The 13,040-nt window shown below is 44.2% G+C and carries 10 protein-coding genes; 7 read left to right on the top strand and 3 right to left on the bottom strand.

Annotation, left to right across the window (positions count from 1 at the left end; genetic code table 11):
- The coding region (locus F6K52_RS21575) for an adenylate/guanylate cyclase domain-containing protein (protein ID WP_293082407.1) at positions 1 to 1,921 on the top strand (1,921 nt) is incomplete at its 5' end.
- 20 nt (positions 1,922 to 1,941) lie between these two features.
- Here the strand turns inward: F6K52_RS21575 and F6K52_RS21570 are convergent.
- Both F6K52_RS21570 and F6K52_RS21565 read right to left on the bottom strand, forming a co-directional pair.
- Positions 1,942 to 2,163: a hypothetical protein gene (locus F6K52_RS21570; RefSeq protein ID WP_293082405.1), complete on the bottom strand. Its 222-nt coding sequence runs from the start codon at positions 2,161 to 2,163 to the stop codon at positions 1,942 to 1,944.
- 157 nt (positions 2,164 to 2,320) lie between these two features.
- A complete protein-coding gene (locus F6K52_RS21565; RefSeq protein ID WP_293082403.1) occupies positions 2,321 to 3,688 on the bottom strand; it encodes a transposase in 1,368 nt (455 codons plus the stop codon).
- A 65-nt stretch (positions 3,689 to 3,753) separates the two neighbouring features.
- On the opposite strand from F6K52_RS21565, the gene tnpA reads away from it, so the two are divergent.
- From tnpA to lpxA, 6 genes are all read left to right on the top strand, one after another.
- Positions 3,754 to 4,164, top strand: coding sequence for an IS200/IS605 family transposase (gene tnpA, locus F6K52_RS21560; RefSeq protein WP_293082401.1), 411 nt, complete (start codon positions 3,754 to 3,756; stop codon positions 4,162 to 4,164).
- Between the two features lie 542 nt (positions 4,165 to 4,706).
- Complete coding sequence (purC, locus tag F6K52_RS21555; protein WP_293082399.1) at positions 4,707 to 5,435, top strand: phosphoribosylaminoimidazolesuccinocarboxamide synthase; 729 nt, start codon at positions 4,707 to 4,709, stop codon at positions 5,433 to 5,435.
- Positions 5,436 to 5,760: 325 nt separating this feature from the next.
- Positions 5,761 to 8,274: a BamA/TamA family outer membrane protein gene (locus F6K52_RS21550; protein WP_293082409.1), complete on the top strand. Its 2,514-nt coding sequence runs from the start codon at positions 5,761 to 5,763 to the stop codon at positions 8,272 to 8,274.
- Between the two features lie 120 nt (positions 8,275 to 8,394).
- On the top strand, positions 8,395 to 9,393 hold the full coding sequence (locus F6K52_RS21545) for a UDP-3-O-acyl-N-acetylglucosamine deacetylase (protein WP_293082397.1): 999 nt from the start codon (positions 8,395 to 8,397) through the stop codon (positions 9,391 to 9,393).
- An 18-nt stretch (positions 9,394 to 9,411) separates the two neighbouring features.
- Complete coding sequence (fabZ, locus tag F6K52_RS21540; protein WP_293082395.1) at positions 9,412 to 9,924, top strand: 3-hydroxyacyl-ACP dehydratase FabZ; 513 nt, start codon at positions 9,412 to 9,414, stop codon at positions 9,922 to 9,924.
- Between the two features lie 405 nt (positions 9,925 to 10,329).
- Positions 10,330 to 11,124 (top strand): acyl-ACP--UDP-N-acetylglucosamine O-acyltransferase, encoded by a 795-nt coding sequence (gene lpxA / locus F6K52_RS21535; protein ID WP_293082393.1) that lies wholly within the window; start codon positions 10,330 to 10,332, stop codon positions 11,122 to 11,124.
- Between the two features lie 197 nt (positions 11,125 to 11,321).
- Here lpxA and F6K52_RS21530 read toward each other — a convergent pair whose 3' ends face one another.
- Positions 11,322 to 12,392 carry a hypothetical protein gene (locus F6K52_RS21530; protein WP_293082391.1) on the bottom strand — a complete coding sequence of 357 codons (1,071 nt, stop codon included), beginning with the start codon at positions 12,390 to 12,392 and terminating at the stop codon, positions 11,322 to 11,324.
- Positions 12,393 to 13,040 lie beyond the last annotated feature (648 nt).

Here is a 13,040-nt window from a genome sequence, read left to right as displayed (position 1 = left end):
ACACAACAAAAAAGGAGTGATTGCTCTGCTCAAGGCAACGGAGTCTCTGGGGAAGAGCCTGAAGCTCGAACAAACCCTAAGTTTAGTTATGGAGCAGGCTCGGGATCTAATGCAAGCGGACCGCTCTACGCTATTTTTGCTATGCCAAGATCGCAACGAACTTTGGAGTAAGGTAGCTACAGCGGATGGAAAAAATACCATAGAAATTCGAATACCAGCCAACCGAGGTATTGCTGGTTATGTAGCATCGACTGGTAAGCCGCTCAATATTCCAGATGCCTATAAAGACGACCGTTTTGACCCGACCACTGACAAACAAACCGGTTATCGCACCCAAAGCATTCTTTGTATGCCGGTATTTAACTCCAAAAATAAATTAATCGGTGTAACCCAGTTAATCAACAAGCACCAAGGCTACTTTACCAGCTCTGATCAAGAGTTTATGCGGGCGTTTAATATTCAGGCAGGCATAGCTCTGGAAAATGCCCAGCTGTTTGAAAGGGTCCTGATTGAAAAGCAATATCAGCAAGATATCCTGCAAAGTCTAACCGACGCAGTGATTTCCACTGACATGCAGGGACGAATTGTGATGATCAATGATGCAGCCATCAAGTTCCTAGGTGGTCCTAATCGTAGAAAAGGCAGTCCCGATTGGAAATTGTGGCAGTCTAAGCTGACTGGTCGATACATCTGGGATATAGTGCCGATTGAAAATCTCCAGTGGCGTTGGCAAGATAGCTTGGCTACAGGGACTCGGCATTATATGCCAGAACAAACTCTGAAGATTGGTCTGTATAGAGCTCCTCAAGGGGATTCAGAATCACCATCGATGGTGCTGGCAATGCCAAAGTGGGATGACCCGAATGTTTATGTACCCTGGAATGAAACACCCCACACGGAATCTTCATCTACTGATTATTTGTCAAAATACCAAGTTCAGGAAATTGAACGCAGTCTCAACCTAAGCGTCAATCCTTTGCTCAACCCAGAGGGAAGTGTGCGAGGTGGGTTGGTGGTTTTAGAAGATATGACTCGTGAGAAGCGTATGAAGACAGCCATGTATCGTTACATGACTCCACGAGTTGCTGATCAAGTCTTAGCCCTCGGGGAAGATACCTTAATGCAGGGCAAGAAGCAAGAAGTAACAATTCTATTTTCCGATATCCGGGGCTACACAAACCTAACAGAACATCTCGGAGCAACAGAGGTGGTATCGTTGCTCAACAAGTATTTTGAAACTATGGTAGAGGCTGTATTCAATCACGATGGCACCTTGGACAAGTTTATTGGAGATGCCTTGATGGCCGTGTTTGGAGCACCTTTACCCCTGCCAAATCATGCTTGGAAGGCTGTCAAATCAGCTCTGGATATGCGCTCACGCTTAGCAAAATTTAATTCCAATCGCAGCCGTCATAACCAACCCGAAATCCGGATTGGGATGGGAATTAGTTCTGGAGAAGTGGTTTCCGGGAATATCGGCTCCCAAAAACGGATGGACTATACGGTTATTGGAGATGGGGTGAATTTAAGTGCTCGTCTCGAAAGCGTTACCAAAGAGTATGGCTGCGACATTATATTGAGTGAGTCTACCTATAATTTGTGCCGCGATCGCATTGTGGTGCGGGAGTTAGATCAAATCCGGGTAAAAGGTAAAAACGAAGCGGTTAGGATTTATGAATTAATTGGCAAAACCGACCTATCCCTTACCGATAAAAGAAAACGGTTCTTGGATTTGTATCAAGCAGGGCGTAATGCTTACATCAAACGAGACTTTAACCAGGCACTCAAGTATTTTACTGATGCACTAGAAATACAACCAAATGACCGGCCTGTCAAAACCCATATTAACCGAGCTAAAAACTATTGTGATCATCCTCCTGATGATTCCTGGGATGGAGTTTACACGATGACCACGAAGTAAAGTATGAACTATTTCTTCCTTTATATCCCCAGGGTCTTTTTGCTTTGTTTCAAGTCTTTCCACAGTTGTTTAATCTGCTGGTAAGCCTCTTCTGGAGGCAGCTTACCAGCAGTTTCGAGATTACAAATGTAGTTTACTTTTTGAGCAAATTCCTGTAAGTTAGCGTTAAAAACCAGGTTTTCTGGCTTGAACTGACCGTGATAGGGACTGTGAGGGTATAAAAAATCAGATGTATCTACCATAGCTATTGCCTGCACCAGACGTTCTTAACCTAACCTTAACTTAGCTATTGCCTGCACCAGACGTTCTTAACCTAACCTTAACTTAACTGGTTATACTATAACTTCCTAGCCAAATTTGTGACGCTCCTACACCAACCAAAGGTATGGTGTAGGCTTCTCAGACACTCCGAAGAATGCGTAGAACTTCCTTAGAGGTATCATTGGTAATTGAGCTAGCAATCACAACTTTACCTTGGGAGCGTTTTATAGTGGGGAACACGTCCAGCCCCACTATGATGATATTGATAGCGGCGTTGATGTCTCTATCAACCTGCATGGTTTCTATGTCATCCCAATACTCGCGGATACTGGTATTAGTGAAAATCACCTCATCTCGATATGCAAGTAATTGAGATGTATAAGCAGGATTCTTCGCAATCACAGAGGCTCCAGCTTTTTCAGCTATGTGTCCTAGGATTTGGAAGAATTGACCAAAGGCGGCATCCACCCAACTCAAATTAAGTCCAGATTTAGCTGATTGACCATTTGGAAGAAAGGTGCCATTCTTGTCTTGTTTGGGTGCATTACGTTTTGTGAGACCTTTAAGATTGAGATTTTCATGAAAGAAAACTTTCTTACCAGTTCTCAATAATTCGTGAGCTGTTTTGTATTGGAAATCCTTACGACACCTTGCTATCTTTTGGTGTTGACGTCCTTCTCGTTTTGCTAGTTTGCGACGCGATCTGGATCCCCGTTTTCGAGCATTTTTCTTTTGAGAAATTCGGGTTAATTTGTGCTGGCTTTTTCGTAAGACTTTGCGCGATGGGAGTTTTACTCCTTCCGATGTAGCAAGGTAATCATCCTCATGTAGAACGGCATCCATCCCGAGTGAATTCTCCCAAGTTGGCAGAATTGAATTTGGTGTTACCGCTGGAACAGTTGGATCTTCTAATCGCAGGTTCACAAACCAACCATCATTTTTCTTGATAAATTGAACCTGTTTGAGTATCGCCCCATTGGGTAAGTGACGGTGGGAACGAATCTTTACCAGCCCAATCTTGGGAATCTTGACGTACAAGTACTTGCCACCAACCGAGCAAGAATGTAACTTGACTCCAGCCCCTTCAACAACAAATGATCGGTAACGTGATTGCGATTTGAATCGTGGTTTACCACTTCGAGTTCCTTTGTTATCACCTGCAATGAATCTCTCGAACGCCTTATCAACCCGTTTGCAAACTTCTTGTAATGTATTTGCTGGAACTCTCGAAAAATCCAGTTCTTCGCCCGACCATCCAACCTTCACAAACTTTTTTTTGAGGTTTGGCAGGTATTTTTTTTGAAGGTAATAGTTAGGCTTGTCTCTCAACTCAGGTAACGAAGCGACCAGCGGACAAGCATTGACTGGCGATCGATTATTTTCCCACCAGTCAAATCTGTCCCCTAACTGTCGGTTATACCAGTACTGGCAAATCCGCAGCCAGAGATTTAGCTCTAACTTCTGATCGGTAGTTGGAAGTGCCTTGTACTGGTACGTGTATTTCAATTTTTCGACTTAGTGATACTTTTTTTGACTACACTAATCCTAGCACAAGTTTTAGGATTGTTGCAATGAAAGATGATTTCCTTTCAAAAGGCAGATCAGTAAGTGACATGAAGGCTCACCTGGTTCTAACTTCTAAGTATCGTCGCAAGGTATTTGACGCAAAAATGCTGCAACGACTAGGAGAGATAGTAGAAAACCTTTGCCAGAAGTGGGACTGTAAGTTAATTGAATTTAATGGCGAGGAGGATCACGTTCACCTATTGTTTCAATATTTCCCGCAAATGGAGTTAACTAAGTTCATCAATAATCTCAAGACCGTTACGAGTCGCAGACTACGAAGTGAATTCCAGGAACGAATCAACCAGTTTTACTGGAAAGATGTTTTGTGGAATAACTCGTATTTTATTGCATCTTGTGGCGGCGTCACTATTTCCACACTTCGGAAATACATTGAGTCGCAGGTTTCGCCTGACTAGCAACTTGGCTGCTGCATTTCATTCCACAGCCGCGCATTCCGGAGACGAAACCTTAGAATAGTGGAGCCTTAATCAATAAGTTTTTACCCTTTTCCCATAGCCTGCCAACCATAAAGGCTCCACTATTCTTGCGGTAAATTCTAACCTCTCACGCCAAATCAAAGATTCTGGCGTGAGGCTCCTGCTGATTTAGCTGAAATTGCCTAAAAAAATACTTTATATAGCTTTTAGTTCTTTTGATTTAGTTTTTATGGCAAATAGCATCTCAAATCCTAAAAGTATTGCTAAGCAATGGTTTTAGGCTTTGTTTTTGACAAAAAAGCATACTGAGTAAGGAATCACCCAAATTTATTCCCACTCCTTCCCCTGTTACCACTTTCTCCCTAGTAGCGCTGATCGAGATGTAGATGTAGCTGACAAACCCATTTAGCATCAATAGGGTCAAACTAGATTTCTGGTTCTGTCGAGGAATGCCGGAATTAAATTTATCTATCAACATCTATCTGTCAAGATATTGTCAGTGAACCATCATCTTACTGATTATGTCCCCTGATCAAAAACTCTACGAAGGTAAAGCGAAAATCCTATATACTACCGATGACCCAGAGATTCTGCTAACTCACTTTAAAGATGATGCCACTGCCTTTAATGCCCAAAAGCGAGGTCAGATTTCTGGTAAGGGTGAGATAAATTGTGCGATCGCATCTCATTTATTCAAAGTCTTAGAAGAGAATGGCATAGCTACACACTTCATTGACCGTCCTACTCCCAACCAAATGTTGGTCAAACAGGTAAAAATTGTGCCCTTGGAGGTGGTAGTCAGGAACATTGCTGCTGGTAGTCTATGTCAACAAACTGGAATACCAGAAGGTCGGGTACTCCCGAAGCCCCTAGTGGAATTTTATTTGAAGAATGACGACTTAGGAGATCCCTTGTTAACACGCGATCGCTTACTACTGCTGGAACTAGCAACGCCTGAGCAGTTGAACCAACTGATTGAGCAAGCGTTGCGAATCAACCAAATTCTGACTGACTTCTTCTATCAGTGTGGCATTACTCTAGTAGACTTCAAGTTGGAGTTTGGTGTAACCCCGTCTGAAGAACTACTATTAGCCGATGAAATCAGTCCTGATACCTGCCGCCTTTGGAACCAAGCCGAAACGGATCCGGAGCGTCGAGTGATGGACAAAGACCGATTTCGCAAGGACTTGGGCAATGTAGAACAAGCCTATCAGCAAGTGCTACAAAAAGTTCTTCAGAGCAAACTCTAATCAGCATCTGACTAGACGTGACAGGGTTACAACAAGTGACGGGATTGATGCCATCGTTAACCCGTAACCCAAAAAAATTCAGCACATTGGTAAAAATAACCACAGACGAACGAAAATAGACAACAGGCATGGGCATTGCTTGCTTAGGTCAAGTCTTCAGTCATGGTACTGTGGCTGACAACTAATAACTAATATAATAGTTGCTCCTATGGCACTGGAGTTGTTAGCCCTCCGTCAACTAGTAATCAATGGCTTACTGAGAGTTGACCAATGACCAATGACCCAATAGGAATGGTGTGTGGAAGTGTCAAAAACAAATAACACAATGCGTTTATCTCCTTTGTTAGCAGCAATGATCGCTGCTACTGCCAGTATTGGTGTATCCAAACCAAGCCGTGGGCAAACCATTCAGTCCCTACCGGATGCACCTCAACAGAATTCCAGTGACGTAAAAACACCTGAACCAGCGGTTCTTGAAACAATTGCTGTGCAGGCAAAACCAACGACTGCCTCGACGCTTCACTCTTCCCCAACCCAGGTAGCAGTACCGGCCAAGAGTGTTGTGCAGTCTGTGCCTACTACTTTTTCAGGGTCGAATTCTTCACCAAAGCAGGTGGCAGTACCCACTAAACCAACTAAACTAGTGGTTCCCGTAGATTCAACAGCCGCAGAGTTACCCTTCTTGATGCAGTCGCTCATGGGGGAAACCCCCAAGACCGCGCTGCATCGCTCCTTTAGCCCAAACCCACCCCAACTATCACCGGATAGCATAGAAGGGATGGCTCAACTAACACCTGTAAATGGTATAGAACAACTGTCGCAACTTCCGGAACCCACTCAACTAGAGCCCCCTTCAACTGAACCCACTTTATCAATCGATAGCATCGAAGGGAGTGCTCAACTAACACCTCCAATAGGGATAGAACAACTGTCGCAACTTCCGGAACCCACTCAACTGGAGCCCCCTTCAACTGAGCCTCCTTCTGACTCTTCAGAGATACGAGTACTGGTAGCAGAAGTCTTGATTACTGGCGCACCTCCCCAACTGGAAGAGGAAATTTATCGGGTGATTAAAACCCGACCAGGACGAGCAACCACCCGCTCTCAGCTTCAGGAAGATGTGAATGCTATCTTTGCCACAGGTTTCTTTTCCAGTGTGGATGTTCAGCCAGAAGATACTCCCTTGGGAGTTAGGATTAGCTTTGTTGTCAGAGCTAACCCAGTATTGCGTCAGGTGGCAGTCAAAACAGAACCCCCAGGGGAAGGGCAACGGATCGTAAACCAGGAAAAAATTAATGAAATCTTCAGTGAGCAATATGGCTCAATCCTGAATCTTCGAGACCTGCAAGAGGGAATCAAACAATTAAACGATTGGTATAAGGAAGAAGGTTATGACCTAGCTCAAGTCATTGATGCTGAGCAAGTCACACCGGATGGCACAGTCACCTTGGTTGTGGCAGAAGGGGTTATTGAAGCTGTCAAGGTGCGTTTTCTCGATGAAGATGGTAACCCGGTTGTAGATGAAAATGGCAACCCACTTCCATCAATGACTGACAAAGAGGAACCGGTTGGGGGTAATACTCGCCCCTTTATTATTACCCGGGAGGTGGAGTTAAAATCCGGTAGTGTATTTAACCGGAAGAAAGCCCAAAGGGACCTACAGCGAGTTTTTGGTTTAGGGATTTTCGATGATGTACGGTTTTCCTTTGAACCCGGTACTGACCCACGCCAGGTGGTCATAGTAGTAGATGTGATTGAGAAGAGTAGTGGGTCGATTGCGGCTGGTGCAGGTCTGAGTTCTGCCAGTGGTATTTTTGGTACCGTGAGCTATCAACAGCAAAATCTAGGGGGTAATAATCAGACCTTAGGGGGAGAATTTCAGCTGGGAACCCGAGAGCTATTGTTCGATTTGAGCTTTACAGACCCTTGGATTGCAGGAGACCCCTTCCGCACCTCTTACACCATCAATGCTTTCCGAAGGCGCTCGATTTCCTTGGTATTTAATGGAGGCAGCGGTGAGAATAATATTAGAGTTCCTAATGATGATGATGATGGAGACCGCCCCCGGGTTGTGCGCACTGGTGGTGGAGTGACTTTTCGCCGTCCTTTATCGCAAGATGTATTTAAACGGGCAGAATGGACAGCATCCTTAGGCTTGAGATATCAACATGTTGCCATTGAAGATAGTGATGGGGATGTCAGACCTGAATCTACAGATGGAGAACTGTTGAGCTTTAGTGACAGTGGTGAAGATGACCTAACTACTGTCCAGTTAGGGGCAGTGCGGGATTTACGGAATAGTACCACCCAACCTACTAACGGTTCTCTACTCCGGTTGGGCATGGAACAATCTATTCCTATTGGTAGTGGCAGCATCTTAATGAATCGGTTGAGAGCTAGCTATAGTTTCTATATCCCTGTGGAATTCACCAACTTTACCAAAGGACCTCAGGCTCTTGCCTTTAACATTCAAGGGGGCACTATCTTGGGGGATTTACCTCCCTATGAAGCTTTTATTATTGGTGGTAGTAACTCCGTGCGGGGGTTTACTGAGGGAGACCTAGCATCAGGACGTAGCTACCTTCAGGCTACTGCAGAATATCGCTTCCCCATTTTCTCAGTCATAGGGGGTGCTCTATTTGTTGACGCTGGCACTGACCTTGGTTCTGCTGGTGCTGTTCCTGGTGAACCCGGTGAGGAGAGAGATTTACCTGGTACTGGTCTCGGTTACGGTCTTGGGGTTAGAGTGCAGTCACCACTTGGCCCGATTCGGGTAGACTTTGGTTTGAATACCGAAGGGGACAGTCGTATTCACTTTGGTATTGGAGAGAAATTTTAATTGTTAATTGTGAATTGTTAGTGGTTAATTGTCAATTGTTAATTGGAATTTGTGATTGGTTAATTTCAATTTTCAATTTTCAATTTTCCGGCATTTATTGATAGAAATTTTCCCAAAAATATGTCTTCAGTATATTACACCTTGGCTGGTATGTTTGAACGCTCTGGTGTCGGACTGCACAGCGGTATTTCAACCAAAGTAAGGGTACTACCAGCAGCTGCGGGAGTTGGGCGATATTTTGTGCGGGTTGACCTACCAGATAAACCGGTTATTCCAGCAAACATAGATGCAGTTTCAGGTACCACACTGTCTACGGAACTCTCCACATCAACCCAGTATGGAAACGCTACCGTTCGTACGGTGGAACACCTTTTAGCAGCACTGGCTGCTAGTGGTGTGGATAATGCTCAGATTGAGATTGATGGTCCAGAAGTGCCTCTTCTCGATGGTTCGGCAAAGGTGTGGCTGGAAGCCATCCAGGATGTGGGAGTAGTAGCAGCAAGGGTTCGAGGAATGGAGGGAAAAGCATACGAGAGTTCTACCACCGGACAAGTTCGAGGTAGCCTAACACCCCCTCACCTCCTAACTCCCTCAGGAACAATACCTATCCCTTTTGTATTAAACGAGCCAGTCTCGGTTTATCACGGAGATGCCTTTGTAACGGCTGTACCAGCACCCAAAACTCGATTTACCTATGGCATTGACTTTGCGTTACCAGCTATTGGTAAACAATGGTATAGTTGGACTCCAGAACAGGACAATTTTGCTGATGCGATCGCACCAGCTCGCACCTTTGGCTTGGCTGATCAAATTGACCAGCTGCGCGATCGCGGTTTAATAAAAGGTGGTAGCTTGGAGAATGCTCTGGTTTGTGGTCAACACGGATGGGTTAATCCTCCCTTACGATTTTCAAATGAGCCAGTGCGTCATAAACTTTTAGACTTAGTAGGGGATTTGAGTTTATTAGGACGTTTTCCTGTTGCTCACATCCTGGCCTATAAAGCTAGCCACCATCTCCATGTCCAACTTGCCAAAAAGCTGGCTGAACGCATGGGTTGCAAGTTAAATACACAGAAGGTTGAACCTTTAAAAATTAATAAATTAACCTGCAATTTGTAATTCTATAAAAGTACGCTTATGTCCACACTGACTGACGTTAACACCCCAAATAACTCTACCGGAAGTACCCAGGAGCTAAATGATGACTCATCGACTAAAATAGTTCTAACTGTCGAAGAGATTCATAAACTACTCCCTCATCGGTATCCTTTCGCATTAGTTGATCGGATTATTGACTATGTTCCAGGTAAACGAGCTGTAGGTATCAAGAATGTTACCTTCAACGAACCTTTTTTTCAAGGACATTTTCCTGGACGACCCTTGATGCCTGGGGTAATGATAGTGGAAGCTATGGCTCAGGTTGGCGGGATTGTATTAACCCAAATGCCCGATAGTCCTGATGGATTATTCGTATTTGCAGGGATTGACAAAGTTCGTTTTCGGCGTCCCGTAGTGCCAGGAGATCAACTGGTAATGACTGCGGAACTTTTGTCCATCAAGCGCCGTCGTTTTGGTAAGATACACTCAGTTGCTACTGTTGATGGTAAGAAAGCAGTAGAAGGCGAACTTATGTTCTCTATAGTGGATTAAAACATAATTAGTAAGAGCGAATAAAAGTTATTTGGTTATTCGCCTTTGGCCTTCGGTTCAGGGTAGGTTATTTGGTTGAACACGCACGCGTGCGCGTAGCGCATAAGTTATTTAGTTGTTTATTTAGTTGTTCGCCTTTGGCCTTCGATTTAGGATAGGTTGTTTTGTTGAAATACTTGACTTTCTAGGTTAAAAGTTAATTTTATGTATTAGGACTAAAACCTGCAACAGTCAAGCTTAACCTTTCAACATTAAACCTTAAACCTGCAACATTAAACATTAAACATTAAACCTTAAACCTGCAACCTGCAACCGCCAACCTGCAACCGGCAACTTGTAGCCTGGAACCTGCAAGCTAAAAGTTGCCAGTATTGTTAGTCATTGGTCACTTTGGTGTTTGGAAAATTGGCAACACTTATTCATCCTACTGCTGTTATCCATCCTGGTGCTGAACTACACCCGACAGTTCAGATTGGTGCCTACGCGGTGATCGAAGATAATGTGAAAGTTGGCCCAGAAACAACCATTGGTGCCCATGTGGTTCTTTCTGGACCGATGGAGATCGGAGCCAGGAATAAAATATATCCAGGAGCAGTACTGGGTTCGGAACCCCAAGACCTTAAGTATGATGGTGCTCCTAGCTGGGTGAGAATTGGTGATAATAATCTAATTCGAGAGTACGTCACCATTAACCGAGCCACCGGGGCTGGAGAAGCAACCGTAATTGGCAATGGCAATATGCTAATGGCTTATAGTCATCTTGCTCACAATTGCGTGATTGAAGATTCTGTAATTATCGCTAATGGCACTGCTATAGCAGGTCATGTTTATATTGAGTCCCAGGTCAGAATTAGTGGGGTCTTGGGGATTCATCAATTTGTCCACATTGGACGTTTAGCTATGGTGGGTGGGATGAGTCGCATTGACCGGGATGTTCCACCCTATATGCTAGTGGAGGGGAATCCATCCCGAGTGCGATCGCTTAACTTAATCGGTCTTAAACGGGCTGGACTGACAACCGGTGAAATTAGACAGCTAAAAAATGTCTTCCGGAAGCTCTATCTTTCAGGAGAACCATTCACTCAAGCCCTCCAAACTCTGGAATTACCACCAGATAACCCACATGTTGAGCACCTGCATAAGTTTTTGCAGTTGTCTGTAATGGAAGGTCGTCGGGGTTTGATTCCTGGTCGTCGGTGAGAAGGGTAAAGGTTATCAAGGTTTATTTCAAATTTCTTTCACCTTGTCTTGATGCAGTCGCTCATGGGGGAAACCACGGCAGTCGCTCATGGGGGGAACCCCCAAGACCGCGCTGCCTTCCCAAGACCGCGCTGCATCGCTTAACCTTTACCTTTTAGAACCCTATTTTAGTAATTATCAATTAAGAAAACAGCAGATTAAAGCACAAAATCTGCCTCTGTAATATCACCAAAATCTACACCACTCAAGACAGCTAATGGTTGATTATTGATGGTGGTTATTATGGTATCGTCATTTTGTTCAAAAATTGAAATCTGACCAAAGGTTAGACCATCTAACTGCAACAGATCTTCACCATCGGTAAAGTCAGTGATGGTAACTTTGCCTACTGTTGACAAGACAAAGGTATCTTCCCCACTGCCACCAGTTAGAATGTTATCTCCTGAGCCACCGATAAGAGTATCATGACCGAAACCACCTAATAGTTGATCTTGACCCTGGCCACCATTAAGCAGATCATTGCCTTCTTGACCATAAAGCCAATCGTCACCCTTGCCACCTTCCAGGATATCGTCATGAGCCCCGCCAATGAGGCTATCCTGACCATTGCCACCTTTGAGGGTGTCATGACCGTCCCCTCCAAACAGTAGATCGTCACCGTCACCACCGTCGAGGTAGTCTTCTCCAGCAAGTCCTATAAGAAGATCTTTACTGTTAAGACCTTTGATAATATCGTCATCTCCGCCACCTTCGAGGATATCATTGTTGGAAGTACCGATTAGGGTAACACCAGCTTTCTCGAAGCTAAGGTTGTCAAAAGCGAAGCGGGTAGCAGCGGCATCATCGAAATCGATCACAACCCGGTCTATTGGTGTATCACGATCAGAAAAGGAAAACAGACCCTCGGTAAAGATTGGCAGTGAAGTAGTATCAACTTCAATCTCATCTACCAATGTGGAGCCATCAAACAGTTCCACTGTAAAACCAGGTGTGAGAGTACCAAAGGTACTCAGCGCCACTCCAAACTCAAGCTCGGAAACGGGTGCATCAAAGTCAAGGGTTAGGATTCCGGCGGCATCACCTTCCAAACTCGGATCCTGTACAAAGAAAATTGAGCCTGGACCGGCGTCAGCATAATTGGCATCCGTTGAATCTACCCCACCTACTTTGAAATCAAATGTTACCCCCATGAAACTCAGGTCATCAACGGGTTGAAAGGGCAGTTCATCGAAAGTCAAAACTGTTCTGTTAGTGGAATTAGTAGACATATTTATTACTCCTAAAAAATACTCTTTAATTGCACCCTATAGTATAAAAATTGTGATTTTAGCTTGCGGTAATTAAGTAAAATCACGTATTTTTTTCCTTCATTTGTTTTTATTTTGCTTTCACAAATATGAAAAGTGGATGAATTAAATGAATAGTTTTAATGAAGTTTATATTAACTATTTAAAAATTCCTTAAATTGGAAAATTTTTCTTTTCAAAGAAAATACTTAAGTATAAAAAAATATTTAATTAGTGATTAAGCTTTTATGAATTTAAATGTCCGTTCCTGTAGCTTCACCTACGGTCAATCCCGTAGCGTGGCCAACGGCCAATCGTTCCCGTAGCGTGACCAACGGTCAATCCACTTGTGGACAAGCCGGTTTACCATCTGCCCATCTGCCCATCTCCCCATCTGCCCATCTGCCCAAAGCGCCCCTATTCACAAATTATTCACAATTTAAATGTGTTACAGCTTATCCTCGCCGAGCACTGATACCATGTTGCAGTGTTGACACTCCCCGTCCTATAAGAACGGGGATTCTTTAATCAACGAGGTCGCTTGCTCTTTCAGACCGGAATCAGAAAGAGTAGAGGCGTCTTCTCCTAAAGCGTTCGGGTCTATAACCCAGGTTCCGGTTTGCCCCACCG

The organism is Moorena sp. SIO3H5 (assembly GCF_010692395.1).
Lineage (GTDB): Bacteria > Cyanobacteriota > Cyanobacteriia > Cyanobacteriales > Coleofasciculaceae > Moorena.
This window is presented reverse-complemented; position numbering and strand designations above follow the sequence as displayed.

Bases quoted from the DNA above. Each gene is read 5' to 3' on its own strand.
- F6K52_RS21570 (WP_293082405.1), bottom strand. From the start codon at position 2,163: ATGGTAGATACATCTGATTTTTTATACCCTCACAGTCCCTATCACGGT.
- tnpA (WP_293082401.1), top strand. From the start codon at position 3,754: ATGAAAGATGATTTCCTTTCAAAAGGCAGATCAGTAAGTGACATGAAG.
- purC (WP_293082399.1), top strand. From the start codon at position 4,707: ATGTCCCCTGATCAAAAACTCTACGAAGGTAAAGCGAAAATCCTATAT.
- F6K52_RS21550 (WP_293082409.1), top strand. From the start codon at position 5,761: ATGCGTTTATCTCCTTTGTTAGCAGCAATGATCGCTGCTACTGCCAGT.
- F6K52_RS21545 (WP_293082397.1), top strand. From the start codon at position 8,395: ATGTCTTCAGTATATTACACCTTGGCTGGTATGTTTGAACGCTCTGGT.
- fabZ (WP_293082395.1), top strand. From the start codon at position 9,412: ATGTCCACACTGACTGACGTTAACACCCCAAATAACTCTACCGGAAGT.
- F6K52_RS21530 (WP_293082391.1), bottom strand. From the start codon at position 12,392: ATGTCTACTAATTCCACTAACAGAACAGTTTTGACTTTCGATGAACTG.